This is a genomic window from Rhodospirillales bacterium, assembly GCA_028824295.1.
In the GTDB taxonomy this organism is placed as follows: Bacteria; Pseudomonadota; Alphaproteobacteria; order TMED109; family TMED109; genus VXPW01.
On record JAPPED010000013.1, the window covers coordinates 22,416 to 44,557 of the forward strand.

The 22,142-nt window shown below is 66.8% G+C and carries 20 protein-coding genes; 7 read left to right on the plus strand and 13 right to left on the minus strand.

Annotated features, from left to right (window positions below):
• Nucleotides 1–14: 14 nt before the first annotated feature.
• The 5 genes from cobO to OXH60_06220 all read right to left on the minus strand — a co-directional run bounded on the left by cobO (nt 15) and on the right by OXH60_06220 (nt 4,251).
• On the minus strand, nt 15–617 hold the full coding sequence (gene cobO / locus OXH60_06200; protein ID MDE0711709.1) for a cob(I)yrinic acid a,c-diamide adenosyltransferase: 603 nt from the start codon (nt 615–617) through the stop codon (nt 15–17).
• Between the two features lie 12 nt (nt 618–629).
• Nucleotides 630–1,145, minus strand: a complete 516-nt coding sequence (locus OXH60_06205; protein MDE0711710.1) for an alpha-ribazole phosphatase family protein — start codon at nt 1,143–1,145, stop codon at nt 630–632.
• A complete protein-coding gene (gene cobS / locus OXH60_06210; protein ID MDE0711711.1) occupies nt 1,145–1,897 on the minus strand; it encodes an adenosylcobinamide-GDP ribazoletransferase in 753 nt (250 codons plus the stop codon). Before cobS ends, OXH60_06205 begins: the two co-directional genes overlap by 1 nt.
• A complete protein-coding gene (cobT, locus tag OXH60_06215) occupies nt 1,887–3,005 on the minus strand; it encodes a nicotinate-nucleotide--dimethylbenzimidazole phosphoribosyltransferase (protein ID MDE0711712.1) in 1,119 nt (372 codons plus the stop codon). The genes cobS and cobT overlap by 11 nt, the downstream gene beginning before the upstream one ends.
• A gap of 349 nt (nt 3,006–3,354) precedes the next feature.
• Entirely contained in the window at nt 3,355–4,251 is an 897-nt protein-coding gene (locus OXH60_06220; protein MDE0711713.1) for a TauD/TfdA family dioxygenase, read from the minus strand.
• A 168-nt stretch (nt 4,252–4,419) separates the two neighbouring features.
• Between OXH60_06220 and OXH60_06225 the strand changes: the two genes are divergently transcribed.
• A complete protein-coding gene (locus tag OXH60_06225) occupies nt 4,420–7,908 on the plus strand; it encodes an AAA family ATPase (GenBank protein ID MDE0711714.1) in 3,489 nt (1,162 codons plus the stop codon).
• 156 nt (nt 7,909–8,064) lie between these two features.
• On the opposite strand, the gene OXH60_06230 is transcribed toward OXH60_06225, so the two are convergent.
• Together OXH60_06230 and OXH60_06235 are read right to left on the minus strand one after the other, a co-directional pair.
• Entirely contained in the window at nt 8,065–8,361 is a 297-nt protein-coding gene (locus tag OXH60_06230; protein ID MDE0711715.1) for a hypothetical protein, read from the minus strand.
• Nucleotides 8,362–8,629: 268 nt separating this feature from the next.
• Entirely contained in the window at nt 8,630–10,072 is a 1,443-nt protein-coding gene (locus OXH60_06235) for a 1-acyl-sn-glycerol-3-phosphate acyltransferase (GenBank protein MDE0711716.1), read from the minus strand.
• 320 nt (nt 10,073–10,392) lie between these two features.
• Here OXH60_06235 and OXH60_06240 point away from each other — a divergent pair, with 320 nt between their 5' ends.
• Together OXH60_06240 and OXH60_06245 are read left to right on the plus strand one after the other, a co-directional pair.
• Entirely contained in the window at nt 10,393–10,854 is a 462-nt protein-coding gene (locus OXH60_06240) for a GNAT family N-acetyltransferase (GenBank protein MDE0711717.1), read from the plus strand.
• Nucleotides 10,855–11,077: 223 nt separating this feature from the next.
• Nucleotides 11,078–12,754: a long-chain fatty acid--CoA ligase gene (locus OXH60_06245; protein ID MDE0711718.1), complete on the plus strand. Its 1,677-nt coding sequence runs from the start codon at nt 11,078–11,080 to the stop codon at nt 12,752–12,754.
• 82 nt (nt 12,755–12,836) lie between these two features.
• Here the strand turns inward: OXH60_06245 and OXH60_06250 are convergent, their stop codons facing one another.
• The 3 genes from OXH60_06250 to OXH60_06260 are packed head-to-tail and all read right to left on the minus strand — an operon-like array spanning nt 12,837 to nt 15,684.
• Nucleotides 12,837–14,051 carry a CoA transferase gene (locus OXH60_06250; protein MDE0711719.1) on the minus strand — a complete coding sequence of 405 codons (1,215 nt, stop codon included), beginning with the start codon at nt 14,049–14,051 and terminating at the stop codon, nt 12,837–12,839.
• Nucleotides 14,048–14,707: a glutathione S-transferase family protein gene (locus tag OXH60_06255; protein ID MDE0711720.1), complete on the minus strand. Its 660-nt coding sequence runs from the start codon at nt 14,705–14,707 to the stop codon at nt 14,048–14,050. The genes OXH60_06250 and OXH60_06255 overlap by 4 nt, the downstream gene beginning before the upstream one ends.
• Complete coding sequence (locus OXH60_06260) at nt 14,704–15,684, minus strand: 2-dehydropantoate 2-reductase (protein MDE0711721.1); 981 nt, start codon at nt 15,682–15,684, stop codon at nt 14,704–14,706. Before OXH60_06260 ends, OXH60_06255 begins: the two co-directional genes overlap by 4 nt.
• Nucleotides 15,685–15,781: 97 nt before the next feature.
• Between OXH60_06260 and OXH60_06265 the strand changes: the two genes are divergently transcribed.
• From OXH60_06265 to lexA, 4 genes are all read left to right on the plus strand, one after another.
• Nucleotides 15,782–16,606 (plus strand): glutathione S-transferase family protein, encoded by an 825-nt coding sequence (locus OXH60_06265; protein MDE0711722.1) that lies wholly within the window; start codon nt 15,782–15,784, stop codon nt 16,604–16,606.
• Entirely contained in the window at nt 16,603–17,313 is a 711-nt protein-coding gene (locus OXH60_06270) for an SDR family NAD(P)-dependent oxidoreductase (GenBank protein MDE0711723.1), read from the plus strand. The genes OXH60_06265 and OXH60_06270 overlap by 4 nt, the downstream gene beginning before the upstream one ends.
• A 74-nt stretch (nt 17,314–17,387) precedes the next feature.
• Nucleotides 17,388–18,020 carry an endonuclease III gene (gene nth, locus OXH60_06275; GenBank protein MDE0711724.1) on the plus strand — a complete coding sequence of 211 codons (633 nt, stop codon included), beginning with the start codon at nt 17,388–17,390 and terminating at the stop codon, nt 18,018–18,020.
• A gap of 235 nt (nt 18,021–18,255) precedes the next feature.
• The gene (lexA, locus tag OXH60_06280) at nt 18,256–18,870 is read left to right on the plus strand and encodes a transcriptional repressor LexA (GenBank protein MDE0711725.1); all 615 of its coding nucleotides are present in this window, start codon (nt 18,256–18,258) and stop codon (nt 18,868–18,870) included.
• A gap of 193 nt (nt 18,871–19,063) precedes the next feature.
• Here lexA and OXH60_06285 read toward each other — a convergent pair whose 3' ends face one another.
• The 3 genes from OXH60_06285 to OXH60_06295 form a co-directional block, all read right to left on the minus strand.
• On the minus strand, nt 19,064–19,762 hold the full coding sequence (locus tag OXH60_06285) for a metallophosphoesterase (GenBank protein MDE0711726.1): 699 nt from the start codon (nt 19,760–19,762) through the stop codon (nt 19,064–19,066).
• A gap of 160 nt (nt 19,763–19,922) precedes the next feature.
• Nucleotides 19,923–20,618, minus strand: a complete 696-nt coding sequence (locus tag OXH60_06290) for an EI24 domain-containing protein (protein MDE0711727.1) — start codon at nt 20,616–20,618, stop codon at nt 19,923–19,925.
• Entirely contained in the window at nt 20,615–22,060 is a 1,446-nt protein-coding gene (locus OXH60_06295; protein MDE0711728.1) for an amidase family protein, read from the minus strand. Before OXH60_06295 ends, OXH60_06290 begins: the two co-directional genes overlap by 4 nt.
• Nucleotides 22,061–22,142: the final 82 nt, after the last annotated feature.

The following is a 22,142-nucleotide window of genomic DNA, read 5'->3' on the forward strand; positions in this document are numbered from 1 at the left end:
GACGCGGCCGGATTTCAGAAATCGATGCCCCGCTGCGCCTTGATTCCAGCGGCAAACGGATGCTTGACTTCCCGCATTTCGCTGACGAGGTCGGCGTACTCACAAATCTCCGAACTGGCGTCCCGCCCGGTCAGGATGACGCTGGTCCGGTCAGAGCGGGCGACCAGCCCGTCCAACACCGTGCGGCTGCTTAGGTACTCGTAGCGCAATGCGATGTTGATCTCGTCCAGGACGACCAGGTCGTAGCCGCCGCCCGTCAACATGGCGAGAGCGCGGGCAAACGCCGCTTCGGCTGCGGCCACGTCACGGTCGCGGTCCTGGGTGTCCCACGTGAAGCCTTCGCCCATGGTGTACCAGTCGACCTGATCCGGGAACTTCGCGAAAAACCTCCGCTCCCCGGTCGTCCAATTGCCCTTGATGAACTGGACGACGCCGACCTTCCTTTCCCAGCCCAGCGCGCGAGCGATCACACCGAACGCTGAGCTCGACTTGCCCTTGCCCTTGCCTGTAAAGACCAAGACCAGCCCACGGCCGGGGTTCCGCGCCGCGGCAGACTTGCGCCGCTGCTTCGCCTGCAACGCTTTCATTCGCGCGACATGGGCCTCGTTGGTTTCCATGGCTCCCGCTCGCTATCCGTACTCGGGGACGGCGATCAGTTCTCCGAAGGCGACCGGTGTCCGGAAGCTCTCCATCGTGTCGCCGTCGGCGAGCGCGACCTTGATCACGCCGGAATGCGTGACGATCAGGGTCTGCGTCCCGGAGCCGGCATAGCTGGACAGCGCCTCCCGGGTCCGATCGCGCAGCTCCGCCACACTCTCGCCGCCATGGGGGCGCGCATGGAGGAAATCGAGCATCCAAGCACGAACTTCCCGACGGGGGATGTCGCTCCATCGCAGGCCTTCCCAACGGCCGAAGTCCATTTCCTGGAACCGGGCGTCGACGGTGAGCTGCAGTCCACGCGCTGCAGCGATATGCGAGGCGAGACGGCGGCACCGTCGCAGCGGACTCGTCACGATCTGCTCGATCGGCGGCAGCGAAACCAATATCGCGGTGGCCTCAGCGCAGAAACTGGCCGCAACGTCGAGATCGGTGCGGCCGTAGCAGACACCGTCAGCCACCTCCGGTCGCGTGTGTCGAACGAGCATCAGGCCCAAGCGACCAACCCCAGGTAGACGCCGACCTCGCTGACCTGCTGCACGGCGCCCAGCGTATCCCCCGTGTGCCCTCCCAGCGTCGGCCGAACCAGCGCCAGTACGAACAGATGGCCGATGGCCAGGCCGGCCACGGCCCCAAGCGCCGCGCCGATCGCAAGCCAGCCGCCGAGTCCCGCAACTACGACGAGTCCCGTGCCGCCGGCAACCAGAAGTCCCGGTGCCGACACCCTTTGCGCCGCAGGTCCCGGGGTATTCCCGACATACCGGCTCGTGGCAATGACGAGCACCGCGGACAGCCGCGACAATCCATGGGCTGCCACCAGCGCGACACAGGCCGTCTCGACGTCAAGCTGCGAGAGAGCCGAAAGCTTCAGGGCCAAGACGAGGATCAGGGCCAGCACACCGTAGGCCCCCAGCCGACTGTCCTTCATGATCGCCAGGGCTTGCTCGCGCGGGTGGGTCCGTCCGATCCCGTCAAAGGTGTCGGCGAGGCCGTCTTCATGGAGCCCTCCCGTCACCAGCAGGCCCGCGACGACGGCCAATAGGACGCTCGGCACACCCGGCCACACCAACGCGGCAACCCAGTACACGGCTGCCGACAGGCCGCCGATCAGGACTCCGACCAACGGGTAGTAGCGAACTGCAGCCGCTTCGCGCTGCGGCGAGTAGCTGTCGCCGACAGGTACTGGCAGTCGTGTCAGGAACTGGACGGCAAGTCCGAAGGTCGCGAGCTCAGCGCGCATGCGGGCCGCTCACGCCGGCGTCACCAAAACTGGCCATTTCCCGCATCATGGTTGCGGCTGCCCTGACTATGGGCCAGGCCAGCAGCGCACCCGTGCCCTCGCCGAGACGCATGCCCAGATCCAGCAGGGGCTCGCCGTCGAGCGCATCCAGCACAACCTGGTGGCCCCCTTCTGCTGACCGGTGAGCGTAGATGAAGGCTCCCTCGGAACCCGGTTCAAGCTCTCGAGCGCAGAGTGCCGCCACGGTTGCGATGAAGCCGTCGACAATCACCAGCTTGCCGGATCGAGCCGCGCCAAGCATCGCGCCGGTCATCATGGCAATTTCGAAGCCGCCGTACTCGGTCAGCGCGCGCTCTGCACCCAGGTGAGTCTCGGTCCGCTCCGCGGCAGTCGCCAATGCTTGCCGCTTGCGCATGACGCCAGCCTCGTCCAGTCCCGTGCCGGGGCCCACGAGATCGTCGACGGCGATTCCCAGCGTCTTGGCCGCCACCAGACTCGCGGACGAGGTATTGCCGATTCCCATCTCGCCGAAACAGGCGACCTCGTGGGTGCCTTCCGCCCCGAGAGCTCGCCCGGTCTCCAGCCCGGAGCCGAGGCTCTCGGCGGACATGGCCGCTTCCTCCAAGGCGTTCGCCGTCCCGCACCCCAGACGCCTGGAGACCAGGGCTGGATGCCTGATCGGAACCCCGGCCACGCCGGCATCGACGATCACGAGTTCAGCACCCAGCGCGGTTGCGAATGCATTGGCAGCCGCTCCGCCAGCCAGAAAATTGAGGACCATCTGGCGGGTCACGGCTTGGGGGTAGGCGGAGACGCCAGCCTTCGCCAGGCCGTGGTCTGCGGCAAAGAGCGTAAGCCTGCAATGCTCCGCGCGCGGTTTCAGCGAATGCTGGAATCGGGCGATTCGTTCAGCCAGCGCCTCGATCTTCCCAAGGGCGCCCAAGGGCTTCGTCTTGGCATCGATCGCGGCTTGAACGGCTTCCCTGAAGCGATCTTGCTCGCTGTTCGGCCGGTCATCGCTTAGCTCTGCACGATTGCCGGGCTCGTATCCCGGCACGTCATGCGCCATGTCAGCCCGCTCTGTCGCTTCCTCCGGAAACCGGAGCATAGCTTCATGCCGCGCCGTTCAGGTTGCGCCGCCGGGTCATCCGCCTCTACGACACCAGTTGGCATCCGATCCGCCGGGCGCGGTCCTGCGCGGCGAATCGCCGGTCGAGGAAGGTGGCGCCTGCACGCGGCACGGAAGCACCCCCGGCAGCCCGGCGGGTGAGAAAGCGACCACAGTCACCGGACCTTGGCGAGGAGGCCCGCTCTGGGCGCTCCGAGAACCTGCTGTAGCCGGTTTCGGCACTCGATCGGAGGCCCGTGGGGATCAGAGCCCAGACCCCGTCGATGGCATTCAGCTCGCCTGATACCGCGCCCGCATGGCCGGACGATCCCGGCGCATCGCGGTCGGATCAGTTGGGCTCGTCGATCGAGGCGGCGTCGCCCGCCACGGTACTCCTGTGCATGACCCGGATGTACTCGCCTTCCGGCCATTCCTTGCCGCGGTGCATGACCCGGCGGTTGTCCCAGAGGACCACGTCGCCCTCGGTCCAGGTGTGCGAGTAGACCCGCTCGGGCAGGACGCACCAGTCGATCAGCTCGTCGAGCAACTCCCGACTGCGCTCCTCTTCCCAGCCTTCGATGTACGCCGCATGCGACCCCACGTAGAAATTGCGGCGCCCCGTCGCCGGATGGCGGCGAATGAGGCGCTGCCGCGACCCCGGCAGCGTCGACTTCTCGGACTCGTTGAAGATGTCGCCGGTGTTCCGCATGCGCGAGTAGATGATGCTGTGCGCGCAGATCTCGTCCACGAGATCTTCCTTGTCGATGCCGTGTTTGCCGCCCGTCCAGGTGTCATACCCGGCCCGGGAGTCCGCAAACTCCGTACCGCCGCCTTCTCCAGGAAGAATGCGCGCGGACAGGATGGAAAACTTGGCCGGCACGGTCTTGAAGGAACTGTCGGAATGCCATGACCGGTTGCCGCGGTCGTAGACGACTTTCCTGCTGTCGGCCGCGTGGCACTGCCCGCTGGCGTCCATGTTCCCGAGATGGGCAATCTCGGGCGAGAAACCGTGCGCAACACTGTCTTCCAGAATCGTGGTCTCGAGCGGGCCGAGGCGACGGCTGAACGCCAGCTGCGTGGAATCGTCCATGATCTGGTCGGGAACCACCAGCACCGCATACCGGTTCGCGGCAGCCTCGAACTCCGCAAAGGTGTCGTCATCCATGGAGCCGAGATCGACGCCGGTAACCCGCGCGCCAAACTCGATCGAAGAAAGAAGGGGCTGAACCTGCATGGCGCGGAGCATCGTCCAACGCCGTGAGCGGGTCAACTGACGCCTGCCGGTGACATTTCCGCCAATCTGGCGCGGCAACGCTGACCCGCCATATGGTCAAAATACGGCCCAGGACCACAAGATGATGTGTTGATGCGGCCGCAGTGGTATATTTGCGGCAGTCTCCACGGAGTGCCTCCGGTGCGATTGACGCGCGTCGCCCTGACCGGGTTCAAGTCCTTCGTCGAAGAGACGACGTTCGAAATCGGCCCCGGCATGACCGGTGTCGTGGGCCCGAACGGCTGCGGCAAGTCCAACCTGGTCGAGGCCCTTCGCTGGGCGATGGGGGAACATGCCCCCCGCAGCGTGCGCGCGGCCGAAATGGACGACGTCATCTTCGACGGCACCGCGGCCCGTCCCGCCCGGAACCTCGCCGAAATCCGGATCGTCATTGACAACGAGGACCGGAGCGCCCCACCCGCCTTCAACGACTCGGACACGATCGAGATCTGCCGCCGCATTCGGCGGGGCCAGGGCTCCTCCTTTTTCGTCAACCAGCGCGAAGTACGCGCCCGGGACGTTCAACTGCTGTTTGCCGACAGCGCGCTCGGCGCCCGCTCGCATGCAATCGTGGCGCAGGGGCATGTCGACGCGATCATTCACGCCAAGCCGGCGGAGCGCCGGCGGCTGCTGGAAGAGGCCGCGGGAATCGTGGGCGTGCATTCCCGGCGGCATGAGGCCGAACTGCGACTCCGCTCCACCGAGGAAAACCTCACCCGTGTGGACGACCTGCTGGGCGCCCAGCAGGGGCGGCTCGCCGTGCTTCGGCGACAGGCCCGCCAGGCCGCGCGGTACCGCTCGGTTTCCGATCGGTTGCGAACCGCTGACGCCAGACTCTCCCTCCATCGCTGGCGGGCAGCGCAGGAAGAGGGCGAGGCGGCGCGTTCGGAGCTCGATGGCGCCAGACGGGACGTCACGGCGGCCGCAGCCGCGGCCGCCGAGGAGAGTTCGCGGCAAGCTTCCCTGCAGGACGAATTGCCGCAGCTGCGGGAGGCGGAATCGAAGGCAGGCGCCGCTGTCCAGCGAATTGCGCACGAGCGGGCTCTCCTCAACCGCGAACTCGACGACGTTGCCGGTCGTCGCCGGCAACTCGAGACGGAGCGCGGCCAAACGCGAAACGACCTGACACGCGAACAGGAGAACCTGAACGACATTGCCCGCGAACAGGCGACGCTTAGGGATGAGCAGGAAACGATCGAGGCCGAGCACCGGGGCCAGGCCGAGACCCGCGCGGATCTTGAAGCGAGCCTGGCCGCGGCCAGGACGGTCCTGGAGACCGCGCAAGCGGCGCAGGCCGAGGCGGACCGGGCCCTAACGCGGGCCGAAGCGCAGGCGGCAGCCTTGGCCCAGGACGTCGACGAAAAGGCTGGCGCACTCGACCGGTTGGACAGCCGAATCGCTGCGACCGACGCGGCGCTCCAGGATCTGGCGGCAAGGGACCAGACGCCACTTGGCGACCCGGATGCGCTCGAGGCCGATGTTCGTGCCGTCGACGCGCGGGCAGACGCCGCGGAGGCCGCGGAAGCCACGGCGCGAAGCCGTCTTGCCGAAACCGAGAAGGCGGGCGAGACCGCTGCCGAATCCCTGGCGGCGGCAAGGGCCGAGCTGGTCGCAGCCGATCGCCGCCTCGATCCGCTCCGTGCCGAACGTGACACCCTCGCCATCCAGCTCGAAGCGAGCGGCAAGCGCACGCTGGCCCGGTTGGTGAAGATTCAGCCCGGTTTCGAACGTGCCGCCGCCGCCGCACTCGGTGATGACCTGGAGGCCGACCCCGCTGGGGGCCCGGTGACCTGGCATGATCTGGGGGAACTCGCCGCCAGCGCCCTGCCGGCCGGAAGCGTGCCGCTATCCGAATACGTCAGCGGCCCGGCGGCGCTGCAGCGACGGCTCGCCTTCACCGGTGTCGTGGACGACGACGCGGGCAATGCCCTTCAAGGGGAACTCGTTCCCGGTCAGCGGCTGGTTGACCGCACCGGCGCCCTCTGGCGGTGGGACGGGTACACGCACTCCTCCGGCGAGACGACTCCGGTGTCCCGCCGGTTCCAGCAGAAGAACCGGTTCGACCAGCTGGCCCGCGCCATCGACGCCGCCGAGCAGCAACGCGCGGAGGCGCAGGCCCGCGCGAGCGCCGCCGAAGAGCATGCCCGGGTCGCCGATGCCGGGACGGCCGAGGCCCGGGCGGCCCTGAACCACGCCGTCGAGACCCGGCAGGCGGCGGAACTGGAACGCAAGGCCGCGCGCGACCGCCATGCCGCCGCACTCGCCGCCAGCGTCGAGGTCCGAGCCAAGCATGCGTCGCTCGGCGAAGCGCGCGATCGCCTGACCGAAGAACGCGCCCTGCACCAGCAATCGCTCGACGACGCCCGCGCGGCAGCCGGCGGCTACTCCGAGGCAGCGCCTCTGGCTCGGGCCGCGGCAGAACGACAACAGGAAACTGAGACCGCACTCACGGATTTCAATCGGGCCCTGGAGTCGCACACACGCATGCAGGAGGCGGAAACCCATCGGCACCAGCGCCTCGAGACCGTGCGCCAGCAGTGGCAGAACTGGGAGCGCAGGAGGACGGCGACCGAGCAGCACTTGGTGGAGCTTCGTCGACGTCTCGACGAACTTGATGGACAGCTCGCAGCGCTGGAGCGGAAACCGCAGGAACTCGAGCAGCAGCTGGAAGGGCTTGTCGATCACCTCGCGGAGGCAGAGAGCCGGCAACAGGCCGCGGCGGATGCGCGCGTCTCACGCGAATCGGCTCTCCGAGAGGCCAACCAGGCCGTTGCGGACGCCAACGACCGACAGGCCGAGGCCCGGGAGACGATGGCCCGGGCGGAGGGCGCCTGCAAGCAGGTAGAGGAACGCCTGACCGGCGAACGCGAACGGATCCGAGAGCGCCTGGGCGCCTCGCCCGATCAGCTTTCCGAACTCGCCGGTCTAAAGGAAGGTGAAACGCTTGCGCCCCGCGATCAGCTCGAACGCACGCTGGAGCGGCTCCACCGCGAGCGCGACAACGTGGGTTCGGTCAATCTGCGCGCCGAGGCGGAGGCCGACGAGGCTGCGGCAGAAATCGACAAGCTTTCCGAGAGCCGCTCAGAGCTGGTCCAGGCCGTGGAGAAGCTGCGAAGCGCGATCAACCGCCTGAACCGCGAAGCCAGGCAGCGTTTGCGAAACACGTTCGGCACGGTTGACCAGCACTTTCAATCCGTGTTCAAGACCCTGTTCCAGGGCGGCGAGGCGCGTCTCGAACTCGTCGATTCGGAAGATCCGCTGGAGGCGGGGCTGGAGATCGTGGCCAGCCCGCCCGGCAAGCAGCTCCAGAAGATCTCCCTGCTGTCGGGCGGGGAGAAGGCGTTGGCTGCCCTTTCCCTGATCTTCGCCATGTTCCTGACACGGCCCGCTCCTCTCTGCGTCCTGGACGAAGTCGACGCCGCGCTGGACGACAGCAACGTCGAGCGATTCTGCGCGTTGCTCACCGAGATCGCGAAGGCTTCGAACACCCGGCTGCTGGTGGTCACGCACCACCCGTTCACCATGACCCAGATGGATCGCCTGTACGGGGTGACCATGCAGGAGCCCGGCGTCTCGACGATGGTGTCAGTGGATCTCGCGCATGCGGAAGGACTGCGCGAGGCCAGCTGAGTTCGACGACCCCACCGGCGTCGGCCGGCCACACGTCGCATCGGATCTGCTTGCAGGACAAGGGCGCTGCGCCCTTGCGCCCGGCCCCAGGTGGAATTTCCGGGGACGATTCCCGGCGGCAGCGCCGCCCGCGGGCTGCCTGGTCGTCCTGGCAGCTCAGTCGCCGGACGGGAGCAGGACCTTGGCAATGGCCGCCCACTCTTCGTCCAGCGGCGCCGAGCAGACGGGCTTGTCGGCGCGGCGGTACCAGTAAGCCGCATTGGAAAGATCGCCCTCGATCCGATGCAGATGGGCGTGAATCCACGCCCCGTCGCCGCCCAGCCCCGACTGCACCAATCGGTGCGCTGCGTCCCATTCGTCGTTGGCAATCCACCACAGTGCCTCGAGAGATCGTGACAGACTGGCGGGAGGCGCCGCCTCGCGGAGCGTTTCGCGGAATTCGTCCAAGGTCATCTGCCATCTCCCCATGGGGCCAGCATAGGTTTGCGAGCAGCGCGCCACCGCTAGGGCGAACGCTTGTGCCGACAACCGGGGAACTCCGGCGACGGGCGGTCTCGAACGAATGGCCCACCGCCCTTGTCGCACCTCCGACCGGAACCGGGCGCCGGCATCCGGGGCAGCCGGTGACTGCAGCGGCAACCGACCACCGCCCGTGCACGGGTGTACACCCGACAACCGGTTCCGACGCTCTGCCCTTGCCGGCGACGGGCAGAGCGCGCGGTCAGGTGCCGACCGCCTCCCCCCGACTGCCGGAAGAAAAATGCTCGATGGAATTGGCGTAGAAGGCAAGCACATCCAGGGCGTCGTCGCTCGCCCGGTAGAGCCCGTCCGACGTCGTCACCAGATGCCGGAGCGTGAGCATGCGCAGGCCGACCGTGACCGCATAGTCGCGGTCGGCGCGCGGGATGTGAACGTACGCCTCACGATGCTCCAGATCCTCGATCAGGCGATGCGCATGCGCCTTGATTTCCAGTTCGCTCATCGCCTTGGCCGGATTCCGCACAAACACCGTCGCCACGGCGGCAACCGGTGTCACGGGAATGCAACGAGCGACAGCTTCCAGCAATCGCGCTCCCAGCACCTGGAGCGCCGCCTCCCTGGCGTCCGCATCGCCGGATCGAAAGTCGACTCCGTGATCGCGGACATAGGAACGCATGGACAGCGGCTGCCCGAAGCTCAGGCACGCGTAGCCAAATCGATACCAACGCCCGCTCAGCATGAGCCAGACATTGTGCGCGATCCACGTCACGACCGTGCTGAAGATGAATCCCCGGCTCCGTCGGACAGCGTTGGGATCAAGCGTGCGGACCAACGAACGATCCTCGAGGACGCGGTCGTAGTTGATACCGACAGGCACGAAGACCAGGTCGCGGTCGCCATCCGGGTCGAACTCCGACACCATGTATTTGATCAGCCCGAGCTTCGGCGTACGGAGGCGCCCGTCGCGGGTCAGTCCTCCTTCCGGAAATACCGCCTGCGCCATCCCGCCGGCGGTTGCGAACTGAACGTACCGGGCGAGAACCTTCCGGTAGAGACTGTTCCCCGAGCCCCGCCGGACGAAGTACGCCCCCAGCGTCCGAATCAGCGTCTGTAGCGGCCAGATCCGCGCCCATTCGCCAACGGCGTAGCTCAGCGCCGACCGGTTGACCACCATGTAGGCGAGGATCAGGTAATCCATGTTGCTGCGGTGGTTGATGACGAACACGATGCTGGAATTGTGATCGATCGTGGCCAGCGCCCGTTCGTTGGTGGACCCGAGCCGCACCCGGTACAGCAGCCGAATGAGCCGCCGGGCCAGGTAGTGGCCGATGCGGAAGTACGCATAGGCATTGAACGACGGCACGATTTCCCGGGCGTACCGGGCCGCCTCTGCCATCAGCACGTCTCTCGGGGTTCCTGTGGCGGACGACTGCCGGTCGACGGCTTCCAGCACTTCGGGGTCGTAGGTCAGGCGATCGATGAGGACCTGGCGCTTGGTTCTCGCGAAGCGGGGAATCTCAAACTGCAGCCGCTCATTGAGGTCTTCGATCACGCGATTGAGGCGACGGCGTACAAACCAGCGAACGCTTGGTACCAGCATGCGGTCAATGATCGACCAGACCGCGAGTGCTGCCCCCGCGACGACCAGCCAAAGCGGGAGCGTCACGGCGTCATCGGCAATCATTCGGCGCCCGGGATCCGGCGGGCCTGTTCGAACGCATCCGGTTCTCCGGCGGGTTCCTCCGGCCAGCATGCCATAACGAATTGGCGAAGACCTGATCCTGTCCGCCCGGCCAGCCGCGCTCACACGGCGCGAGTTTCCTCACGCCTACCGCGCTCCCGTTGCACCTCCGGCTCCCCGACAAGGCCGCAGGTCGGATGTCGCGAGTGCCTGGTGTGGGTGCGGTCGGCACATGGAAACGTCCGTCCACCCCTCCGGTGTATGGCCGGGTCATGGCCGGTACAGTCGTCGGATCACGGCCGCCACGCGAGGTGCTTTCGGTGATGGAAATTCGTCGCGGCGGGCTGGAGGATCCGCTGGTACAGGACCTCCTTCGGACCCACCTTCGTCAGGCTCGCTCCGAAACCGCGCCCGGCAGCGCCCACGCGCTGGATCTTCGGGACCTGCATGCGCCGGACATCGACTTCTGGTCGGTGTGGCGTGAGGACGAGCTGCTTGCGATCGGCGCGATGAAGCGGTTGTCCGGCGACCACTTCGAGATCAAGTCGATGCACACGGCGATCGCCAGCCGGCGCACCGGCGTCGGCAGCGCCATGCTGCTGCATATCATCGAGGCCGCACGTCAACGCGGCGCGCGGCGGCTCAGCCTCGAAACCGGCTCGTGGTCATACTTTGAGCCTGCGCGCGCGCTCTACCGGAAACACGGGTTCGTCGAGTGCGAGCCCTTCGCCGCATACGTTCCCGACCGGAACAGCGTCTTCATGACTCTCGCGTTGGAATCCTGATACGGGACCTCCGCACCCCGACCGACGACGACGCCGGACGGTGCCCCCGGATCGCGATTGCACGGCTGGCCGCCGGCTTGCTGGTGGCCAACTCCTCAGACCTGGCCTGAACGCCCGCGGGGCATGCGGCGTCGCAACCGCGCAGCGCGGGCTCCCGCACTCGCTACTCCCGGCATATTGCGGGTAGTCTCTGCTCCACCGCGCTCACGTTGGAATTCCGCCCGTGACAGACCTACACCCTTGGCTCAACGCCTACCCTGATCACGTGTCCTGGGAAGCAGATTTGTCAGGACGCCCCGTCTCCGCGCTGCTCGACGATTCCGTGGCCAGATTTCCCACCCACGAATGCATGGATTTCCTGGGCAAGACCTACACGTATGCCGAACTCGGTGAACTGGTCGAACGGGCCGCCGCCGGGTTCCGGGCGCTGGGCGTGGAGAAGGGCGTGAAGGTCGGCCTGTTCCTTCCGAACTGCCCACAGTTCGTCATCGCCTATTTCGGCGTCCTACGCACGGGCGGAACCGTTGTGAACTACAGCCCCCTGTATGCCGAGGAGGACCTGGTTCGGCAGATCGAGGACTCCGGGACCACCATCATGGTGACGCTGAGCCTCAAGGCCCTGTACCCGAAGATGGCGGCGGCGATGAAGAAGAGCGGCGTCCGGAAGCTCGTCGTCGGTGACCTGCAGGATGTCCTGCCGTTCCCGAAGAATCTCCTGTTCCCCCTGTTCAAACGCTCCGAGATCGCCGACGTCGCCGATGACGACACGCATGTCACCTTCCGCGAGCTGGTTGCGCCGCGGGCTCCGTGCCCACCCGTCGACATTCAGCCCGATCAGGACATCGCCGTCCTCCAGTACACCGGCGGCACCACCGGCGTCTCGAAAGGCGCCATGCTGACGCACGCAAACATCTACACCAACATCCAGCAGGCCCTGCTCTGGAACCAGGAGGTCCAGCCCGGCCAGGAGCGTATGATGGGCGTGCTCCCCTTCTTCCATGTGTTCGCCATGACGGTCGTCATGGGGCTGACACTGGCCGTGGGCGGCTCGATCGTCATGCACCCACGGTTCGAACTCGAGGCCGTCCTCAAGGACATCGTGAAGAAGAAGCCGACCCTGTTCCCCGGCGTGCCGACGATGTACATGGCCATCATCAACCATCCGAAAATCGGGCGCTTCGATCTCACCTCCATCAAGACCTGCATGGCAGGCGGCGCGCCGTTGCCGATGGAAGTCAAGCAGCGCTTCGAGAAACTCTCCGGCTGCTCGCTGGTCGAGGGCTACGGCCTCACGGAATGCTCGCCGATGGCCACCGCGAATCCGATCGGCGCGCCGGGCAAGGAAGGGTCGGTCGGGATGCCGCTGCCGGCCACCACCATCACGATCGTCGACAAGGAGGATCCGCAGACGCTGCTGCCGCTGGGCGAACCCGGGGAGATCTGCATTTCCGGCCCGCAGGTCATGATGGGCTACTGGGGGCGCGAAGAGGCCACCGCCGAGACCATCGTCGAGGGCCGGCTCCGCACCGGAGACGTCGGCTATCTCGATGAAGAAGGCTATCTGTTCATCATCGACCGGATGAAGGACCTGGTCCTGGTGAGCGGGTTCAACGTGTTCCCGCGCAACGTGGAGGAAGGGATCTACCGCCACCCGGCGGTGGACGAGGTCACAGTGATCGGCGTGCCCGACGACTACACCGGCGAAGCCGTCAAGGCATTCATCAAGCTCAAGGACGGAAGCAGCCTCGACGCCGACGAACTCCGGGCGTTCCTCAAGGACAAGGTCGGCCGGCACGAGATGCCGAAACACATCGAGTTCCGTGACGAGCTGCCGAAGACCATGATCGGGAAGCTCTCCAAGAAGGAACTGGTCGCCGAGGAGGCGGCCCGGCGCGCATGACCGTCGACGGGGAGCTGACCGCCACGTGACCACGCCTGCCGAGTGCTGGTTTCCGCCGGGGCAGACTCGCGCCTGACGTCGATCAGCTCTCCACCGACTCCGGGTCCGGCGGGCGCGACACCAGCACGCCGTCGTCGGCCAACTTCCGCACCTCGTCCGTTCCGTAACCCAACTCGGCGAGAATGTCGGCGTTGTCGGCACCGAGAAACGGGGCCATGCGACGGATGGTTGCGGGAGTCTCCTCGAAGCGGGCGGCCGGTCTCGGCTGACGCACGGGGCCCAGGACCGGGTCCTCGTGCACTTCGATGATCCGGTTCTGCTCGACCTGATCGTTCTCGAGCACGTCCATCCGACTCAAGATCGGCGCGCACGGGACCTGGCGCGCCTGCAGCCGCTCGATCAGCTCACCCGAGGCATGCTTGGCGATCTCCTCGGCCGTGATTTCGCGGCGTTCCGCCGCATTCCGGAAACGGGCGCCCGGCGTGCGGAAGCGTTCATCCCCGACCAGATCGGGACGCCCAAGCGCGTCGCACATGCCGATCCATTCGGCGTCGGTCACGGCCCCGGCCGTGATGTACCCGTCCTGCGTCCGATAGATCAGGTCGAGCCCCATCTGCCCGCGGGCCGGGTCACCCTCCCGTCCCACGTAGTTGAGCGCGGACATGCTCTCGGGCCAGAGATACGCCACCATGGTGTCGAGCATCGAGAGCCGCACATGCTGCGCGCGACCGGTGCGTTCGCGCGCAAGCAGGGCGGCGGTAATCGCCTGCGCCGCGGTGACGGCCGTGGTCTTGTCCGGCACGATCGTGCGCACCATCCGGGGCGTCCCGGTCTTGCGATCGGATTGAATCTCGGCAAGACCGCACAACGCCTGAATCACCGGGTCGTACACCCGCTGTTTCGAATAGGGCCCGCTTTCACCGAAGCCGCTGATCGAAACGTAGACGATGTCCGGCTGGATCGCCCGCACCGTTTCCTCGCCCAGTCCCATCCGCTCGATGGCGCCGGGACGGAAGTTCTGGACGAGGACGTCGGCCGTGCCCACCAGTTTTCGGACCACGGCGAGACCTTCCGGCGCCTTGAGGTCGACAGCGAGCGATCGCTTGCTCCTGTTGCAGGACAGGAACGACGACGCCATGCCCCGGTTGTCGATGCCGACACGGCGCATCAGTTCGCCGCCTGGCGGCTCGATCTTGATGACGTCGGCGCCCTGATCCGCGAGCATCATCGTGGCCACCGGGCCCGAGACCATGGCCGTCAGGTCAAGAACGCGAAATCCGTCGAGGGGTCCCGTCATGCTGTCTTCCCGTTGTCAAACCGTTCTGGAAAATTGAGTCGAAGCGCCGTCCGGTAGGCCGGCCGGCGGGCCGTGAAGTCCCGATAGGCAACCAGCCGACCAGGCAGGTCGATGTCGTAGGCGATCGCCCAGTCGACGATAGTGGTCATCAGGACGTCGGCGATACTGAAGTCCTCCAGCAGGTAGCCGCCTCCGGCAGGAACCCGCTCGGCAACCGCGCCGACCTGCGTCGAGAAGTACTCGACTGCCGATTCGCACGCCTCGGGCGCTTCTCCGTAGATCTCGGGCAGATAACGGTGCCGGCGCAAGAGGTAGAGGGAGTGCGCATCGAGCTCCATGCTGGCGAACGACACCCATTCGTCGAGGCGGGCCTGGGCGCGCGGTTCCCCAGGAACGAAGAACCCGGCCGGCACCGGAAACGCCCGGGTGAGGTAGGCCACGATGGCACCGCTTTCCGACAGCACGAAGTCATCGTGCTGCAGGGTCGGGATCTTCCGCTTGGGGTTGACGTGACCGTACTCCTCGGTCCGAGTCTCGCCGGTCCGGGAGCGAATCGGCCGAACGGTGCACGGGATGCCCAGTTCAGCAATCGTCCAGTGGACCCGGAATGTCCGCGTGGACCCAATCCCCCAAACGGTAACTGCGTGATCGGTCACGCGTCGTCCGCATCCTCGAAACTGGCTTCCCACGCCTCATAGTCGAGATCGGGCTCGTGCACGGCCCGCATTTGCGCGAGCTCACGGCCCCGCAGCAGCGCTACCAGTGATTCGTTGTACGGCACCGAAATCCCCAGCGCCTTGGCTTCCCGCACCAACGCGCCATTCAGCGTGTCGATCTCCGTCTGACGCCCCATTCGAACATGCTGCAGCATCGACGGACGGTTCATCCGACGACCGCCTGCGCAGACTCGCTTGATCAGTTCCGGGTCCGGAAGCGTGATGCCCTTCGCGTCCAGAACGGCCATGACTTCCTCGACGACGCGAACGCGATACTCCATGACGTCCGGGATGTCGACAAACTCGCCCGACCGAAGGCCGGTGACGGCGGCCACCGCATTCGACGAGCAATTCACGACGAACTTCTGCCAGATCTCGGCCATGATGTCGGGTGCCGGTTTCGAGGGGAAACCCGCGGCATCCAGGGTCGCCAGGAACGCATCCACACGCTGACTCGAACCGCCCTTGACCTCGCCGACCGAAGTTGGCCCGAGATGGGTTAGCGACACGTGTCCGGGGCCGATCGTTGCCGCGCTGCACATGCTCGAGCCGCCAACCACACGCTCCTCGCCGACGACCTCCTGGAGGATCTCGACGTTGCCGATCCCGTTCTGGGAGGTGACGACAAAACCGCCCGGCGACAGGATGTCGGCAATGGTGCGGGCCGCATCGCCGGTACCGTTCGTGTCCGTAAACATCAGTACGACATCGGCCGAGTGCCCTGCGCTCGGCTCGGTGGCGGCCTCTAGGCGCAAGCGATGCACACCGTGCGCACCGTCGACCTGCAGGCCATCGCGATTGATGGCGTCGACGTGATCCTGCCACGTGTCGATCAGCCTCACCCGGTTCCCGGCGGCCGCGAGCAGTCCACCGTAGGAGCCGCCCATGGCGCCCGCCCCCACTACTGTGATGTCCATGTTTCCCTCCCTGCGAGATTTCCGGGGCCGATCTTAGTCGGGTGGCCGCCGCTGCGTTTTGGATCGGCGGGAGCCGTCCGCGGCGGGCGTGTATGGTGTGCCGTTCTGCCTGACGGAAGCCCGCTCCGAACGGGCCGCGAATCCTGTGCCCAAGTTCCGCATCTTCTCCTATCTGCCCAACCCCAGGGTCTGGAAAGCCACGATTGCCGGGCGCATCGGTGGCGTGGACATTGAAGTGGTCGGCGACCGGCCCAAGGCGCTGGCCGATTGGCTCTGGGACTTCGACGCCAGGCCGCTGGCCGAAGCGGAGCGCGACCCTGACAGTCCGCACGCACGCACAGCTCGGCGCGGCTTCGGCGCCACGCTCTACAAGACCGATGCGTTCCTCGACGCGCATCCTTTCGGCACCGTGCCGGCGGCGTTCGACTCCACCGGCTCGGTTGGCATCTTCGAATCCAACAGCATCCTCCGTGCCGTGGCCCGGGCGGGCGATGCCGATCTGTACGGGGCCAACGATCTCGAGGCCTCGCGGATCGACAGCTTTCTCGACCAGAGCCTGGTGTTCGCCCGGGAAGCGCAGGTCTATCTCCTTGCCCTCCAGGCCCGTGATGTCAGCTCGGAGCTATCGGCGCGGATGCGCGATGCATACGACTTCTATCTGGCCGGCATCGACGCGGCTACGACTCAAGCCCCCGCCGGCCTGGTGGGCGGCAGACTGTCGGTTGCCGACATCGCGTTCGTCTGCGATCTCGCCCAGTTCCGGCGGGAGCGCCGCTTCCATGACTGGCTCACCGAGCAGGGTCTCCGGCCCATTGTCCAGCCGGACGCCTATCCGAACGCGCTCGCCCACTTCCGCCGCCTCCTCGCCGAGCCGGACATCGCAGCAGATCTCGCCGACTACGAAAATGGAGGTGGTTCATGACCCGTCCTGTCTGTCTTGTCACCGGTGTTGGCCCTGAACATGGCACCGGGGCGGAGATCGCCCGACGCTTCGCCGACGGCGGCTACAACGTTGCCATGCTGGCCCGCGATGCCGAGCGGCTTGCTCGCCTCGAAGGCGCCTACGAGAACGCGACAGCGTTTCCGTGCGACGTCGGCGATCTGGAGGCGCTGACCGACACGATCGGCCGGGTCCGAACCGATCTGGGTGCGCCGAGCGTCTTCGTGCACAACGCGCCCCGCGCGACCCGCGGCCCGATCCTCGAACAGAACCCGGCTGATCTCGAGGCCAACTTCCGGGTCAACACCACGGCGCTCTTTGTGCTGGCACGCGAACTGATCCCGGCCATGCTCGAAGCCGGCAACGGCGCGATCATGGTCACCGGCAATACCTCCGCCACGCGGGGCAAAGCGCACTGGGGCTTCTTCGCCTCAACCAAGGCGGCGCAGCGCATCCTGTCGGAATCCCTAGCCCGCGAGTTTGGTCCGCAGGGCATCCACGTCGCGTATTTCATCATCGACGCCATGATCGACACCCCGCGCACGCGGCCGTTGTTCGCGCCGGACAAGCCGGACGAGTTCTTCGCCAAGCCGACTGCGATTGCCGAAGAGATCTACCGGGTGGCGCACCAGGACCGCTCGGCCTGGTCATTCCAGGTGGAAATGCGCCCCTACTGCGAACAGTGGTGACCGGCTTGCCGATCGGGGTCGGATCAGCGTGACCTGAGGACCAAGCAGTGACGGCCTCACGGGCGACGCGGCCCATGCCGCTCAAGGACGTGGCCGAGGCGTTTGAACGGTTCGCCCGCGCCAATCCGTCGCCGCGCAGCGATCTCGAGTACACCAACACGTACACCCTGCTGGTGGCAGTGGTGCTCTCGGCGCAGGCGACCGACGCCGGCGTCAACCGGGCCACCGGGCCGCTCTTCCGGTCGGTCGACAATCCCGCCGCAATGGTTGCGCTTGGCGAGGAACGGCTGCGCGAGGCCATCCGGACCATCGGGCTTTACCGCAACAAGGCGAAGAACGTCATCGCGTTGTCCAGGCGCCTGATCGATGAGTTCGGCAGCGAAGTGCCGGCTGACCGCGAACAGCTCGAAAGCCTGCCTGGAGTCGGCCGCAAGACCGCGAATGTCGTCCTCAACGTGGCCTTCGGAGAGCCCACGATGGCCGTCGACACGCACATCTTCCGGGTCTCCAACCGAACGGGGCTGGCGCCCGGGCGAGATCCACTGGCGGTGGAAAAAGCACTGCTCAGGCGAATCCCGGAGGCGTACCAGCTGCACGCCCACCACTGGCTGATCCTGCATGGACGCTACACGTGCGTTGCCAGGAAGCCGAAATGCGCCCAGTGCCCGATACCGGACCTCTGCCGGTTCCCCGAGCGCACCGCCTGACGTCTCGTCTCACGGGCGGGAGGACGCGCCCGCCGTGCGCGGACTCCCGAGCTCGATGGGGACGATGGCGCGCGGCCCGCATTGGCCTTGCGGCGATCGGCGGCCAAGCCGAGCAAGGATCGCTGCCAATACCTACCCGCCGGTCCAGACGCATGGCCACCTGCCGGCGGGGGCTCGGCAAAATGGCGAGCCCCGGTATGGTAGAAACGGCCCGGACACACGCGCGACAAGCCCGATGCCTGATCTCACCCGCCGCGAAGCGAAGCTCCTGGAAGCATTCGAACAGCATGTCGAGCGGACGGGTGTCGTTCCCACGCGTACAGAACTCCGAATCGCCATGGGCTGGGAGTCCCTGGGCACGGTCCAATATTTCCTGAACCGCCTGACCAGCAAGGGAGCGATCGAGATCGTTCACGGCGAATCCCGGGGGGTTGGCCTGGCGCGTCCGGTAACCGGGACTGACGACATTCCGATTATCGGCCAGATGGTCTCCGACGCCGACCCGCTCGCCGAGGAGAACATCGAGGACACCGTCTCCGCATCGACCGCGGCCGCCCTGTTCCGAACGCGGACGGACTTCTTACTGCGGGTCCAGGACGATTCCATGGCGGGCGCAGGGATTCGTGCCGGCGACCTGGTCGCCGCCCAAAAGGCCTCGGACGCCCGGCATGGCAGCATGGTCGTGGCCTCCGTGGCCGGGAAAGCCTCCGTCCGCCGACTGCTCCGAGACAATGGGCACGCGGCACTGGTGTCCGATAACCCTGACTTTCAGCGTATTTCGTTTGGCGACGGCAAAATCGAAATCAAGGGAATCGTCGTCGGGTCCGTGCGACACCGGGCCTCGACCTGACGGCTCGGATCAGGCCGCGCTGGCGCCGGCTTGACCCGAAGTGGGACGCCCGGACCGGTGGCGGAACCCACGGCCGTCAGCAGCCGGGAAGGTGGGCACCGTGATCAGACGGCTGCGCGACCGGCCAGCGGTGCGCCGGGCGCGACAACCACCATCCGGAGCCCGACCGCATCCTGCATCCCTGAATGCGAACTCAGGCGTCGGCACCGCCTGGATGAAACTCCAGCAGGGTCAGGCGCGCCGGCGGGAAACGGTCCGCGTAGCAAGCGCCGGTATCGATCCAAGTCACCTTCCCGCGCGTCCTCGGCTGCCCGATCACGGTGTGGCCGCAATACACATGCCGGATCCGCTCGCCGACCTCCGGCACCGGCGCGTCCTCCCGGACATGGGTGCGCGACCACAGCACTTCCGCCATCGCGTCGCGATCACCCCGGTTCAGCGCATCGAGAAGGCCGTCCCAGGTGCATCCACGCGGCAGGTCAGCATGCACGATGCCGACTGGCCCACGGGCAGTCTCGACCTCCATCGCGAAAGGGAGGGCGAGGCAGGCCTCGACAAAGGCATCCCGCCGCGCGGCCGGGACGTCCACCCACCATGTCCCGCCGTTTACGGCCCAGAGCGACCAACGCGTCGGATCCTCGTGGCAGTCCAACAGCAGTTGCTCGTGGTTCCCACGGCAGGCATGAAACCAGGGGAGGTTCCACCACTCCAGCGCGTCCGCGGATGCCGGACCACGGTCCACGATGTCGCCCACCGAGAACAGCCGGTCGCTGGCGACGTCGAACTGAACGTCGCCGAGCTTTGCTTCCAGCTCCGGAAACGTCCCGTGAATGTCGCCCACGACGAAGTCGCGGCCCGCCTCGTTCCGGGCGAACTTTTGGACCGGGGTCACGATCAGGGATCCGCCCTACGCCGTTGACTGCATGAGTGTACGGTAAAGCCGATGTGCCGGCGGCGCGGCCATCGGGTGGCGCGCCGGGTGGCCGGCGCCATTCCCCAGCCGGTCCGCCTCCGGGCCGGGACACGCACCGAGGCGTCAGCGCCGACGGCACTCACGTGCCGTGCCGGGACAGGCCGCGTTCCACCACGTGTACCATCAAGGCAGTTCCGAAACTCGGCGCGAACAACGCCGAGAACGGAACCGTGAACGCACCCGCGATGAGCAATCCCGCCCCCCACATTTCCAGAAACCGGGACCGGCGAAGGGCCGCGGCCAGGTCCAGCGAACAGCGGCGCCCCGCTACCGCGTCGAAGTACTCGCGTCCCAACAGGTAACCGAGGATCACGATCCACAGCGGGAACCAGACCGGCGTCCCGGCGAACAACAACCAGAGCGGAAACACCATCACGACGGTCACCATCACCGTCACGCCGATCAGCCGCAACCCCGACCCGATGCCGGCCCACACACCCATGTCCCGCGCCACCACGTGCGGATAGTGGGCCTGCTCTACGACAGCAGCGATCCTGTCAGTGAACAAGCCGGCAAACGTCGTGACGAGAGCAGGAAAGAGGAGCGCCGTGATCAACAACGCGAGCGCGGCACCGACGCCGAAGACGAAGTAGTCGACCAGCAGGTCGTCGAGCCAGCCGATTCCTGTGGAGAACGGCAGCAGCCAGTAAGCGAGCGCCGACCAGAACGCGGCCACGGCGGCCGCGGCCACGAGCGCAGTGGCCAAGACCCAGACGAGTACTTGCCGCCGGAAGAGATCCCGGACCGCCGCGACGACTGCACCCCCGAACGTCACCCGGTCGCAGGATCCCTAGGCACGCCGTCGGCAATCCCCGCTAGCTCCTCGAATCGGTGCGCCCAGTACAGGAGCCGTCCCTCGTGGCGGGCGGGCGCGATCACCTGAAGACCCACCGGCAAGCCCGTCTCCGTGTAGCCGCAGGGCACCGACAGCGCCGGGCAGTCCGTGAGCGAAATCGTGGCCGCCGTCATCAGCCAGCCCACGTAGTTGTCGAACTCGACCCCCGCGACCGAGCGCGGCCACGGAACATCCGCCGAGAACGGCGGAACCATCGCAACCGGCGCGAGCAATAGGTCGTGATCAACGAAGAAGTCCTGTACTTCGGCCAGCATCCGGCCGCGCGCCAGCGCCGCCCTACCCGCGTCTGCGCGATCCAGGGCAAGGCCCCGCTCGATGTTCCAGCGCAGATCCGTCTTCAGCGAATCGCCGTGTGCTGCGTAGAGCGCGCCCTTATCGGTGGCGAGCAGATCAGCACGGAGCGTCTGGAAGATGTCCTCGGCCTGCCGAAGATCCAGCTTGGCAGGCACCACCTCCGCACCGAGTTCGGCGAACCGCCCGGCTGCGCGCTCGGTGATGGCCGCCACCTCCGGATCGCACGGCAGGTAACCGAATCCGGCGGTCCAGGCTACCCGCCGAAGCCGTGGCCGAGCCGGCCAGGCCTCCGGATCAAGGGCCGCCGTGTACGTCGCCGGTCCGCCCGCCGGATCCGGGGTACGCGGCCGCGACAGCGGGTCACGAGGATCGAACCCCGCCATCGTGTCGAGGAACAGGGCGAGGTCGGCAATGTCGCGCGCCATGGGCCCGCTGATCATCAGGGAATCCCAGGCGAGTTCGCGCGGCCCGTGCGCGACCGTCCCCGAACTGCAGCGCAGCCCGGTAACGGAGCAGAACGACGCCGGGTTCCGAAGACTGCCGCCGAGATCAGACCCGGTTGCCAGCCAGGCCGAACCCGCCGCCAACGCTGCGGCCGCACCGCCGGACGAACCGCCGACCGTCTTGGAAGGGTCCCAAGGATTGCGGGTGACGCCGAACACCGTGTTGAACGTCTGTGAGCCGGCGCCAAACTCCGGCGTGTTCGTTTTCCCCAGGATGATCCCGCCCATGCGCTCGATGCGCTCGACCACAATGTCGGAGCACTCGGGGACGTGGTCTGCATACACGGGCGACCCGTACGTGGTGCGGACGCCTTCCACGTCCGTGAGGTCCTTGATCAGGATCGGCAAACCGTGCAGATATCCCGGATCGTCCCGCCGGTCAGTCGGCAGGCAGCTGGCGCGCCGGCGCGCCCGATCCTCGCACAGCGTGGGCACCGCGTTGATCACCGGTTCGGTCTCCCGAATGCGCTCGAGCGCGGCGTCAATCGCGGCGTCCGGAGTCACTTCACCGTTCCTGAGCGCCGCGACGACCGCGCGCGCGCTCATGCGAGCGAGTTCGTGCATGGTGTGTCTGTCCTCGTCCTTCCGCCGAAGATCCATCCGCCCGGTCCGGGGCCAGGATATTTCGACGGCATGCTAGCCGGGT

Coding starts and splice junctions, on each gene's coding strand:
- cobO (MDE0711709.1), bottom strand. CDS start 617: ATGGAAACCAACGAGGCCCATGTCGCGCGAATGAAAGCGTTGCAGGCG.
- OXH60_06205 (MDE0711710.1), bottom strand. CDS start 1,145: ATGCTCGTTCGACACACGCGACCGGAGGTGGCTGACGGTGTCTGCTAC.
- cobS (MDE0711711.1), bottom strand. CDS start 1,897: ATGCGCGCTGAGCTCGCGACCTTCGGACTTGCCGTCCAGTTCCTGACA.
- cobT (MDE0711712.1), bottom strand. CDS start 3,005: ATGCTCCGGTTTCCGGAGGAAGCGACAGAGCGGGCTGACATGGCGCAT.
- OXH60_06220 (MDE0711713.1), bottom strand. CDS start 4,251: ATGCTCCGCGCCATGCAGGTTCAGCCCCTTCTTTCTTCGATCGAGTTT.
- OXH60_06230 (MDE0711715.1), bottom strand. CDS start 8,361: ATGACCTTGGACGAATTCCGCGAAACGCTCCGCGAGGCGGCGCCTCCC.
- OXH60_06235 (MDE0711716.1), bottom strand. CDS start 10,072: ATGATTGCCGATGACGCCGTGACGCTCCCGCTTTGGCTGGTCGTCGCG.
- OXH60_06240 (MDE0711717.1), top strand. CDS start 10,393: ATGGAAATTCGTCGCGGCGGGCTGGAGGATCCGCTGGTACAGGACCTC.
- OXH60_06250 (MDE0711719.1), bottom strand. CDS start 14,051: ATGACGGGACCCCTCGACGGATTTCGCGTTCTTGACCTGACGGCCATG.
- OXH60_06260 (MDE0711721.1), bottom strand. CDS start 15,684: ATGGACATCACAGTAGTGGGGGCGGGCGCCATGGGCGGCTCCTACGGT.
- OXH60_06270 (MDE0711723.1), top strand. CDS start 16,603: ATGACCCGTCCTGTCTGTCTTGTCACCGGTGTTGGCCCTGAACATGGC.
- nth (MDE0711724.1), top strand. CDS start 17,388: ATGCCGCTCAAGGACGTGGCCGAGGCGTTTGAACGGTTCGCCCGCGCC.
- lexA (MDE0711725.1), top strand. CDS start 18,256: ATGCCTGATCTCACCCGCCGCGAAGCGAAGCTCCTGGAAGCATTCGAA.
- OXH60_06295 (MDE0711728.1), bottom strand. CDS start 22,060: ATGCACGAACTCGCTCGCATGAGCGCGCGCGCGGTCGTCGCGGCGCTC.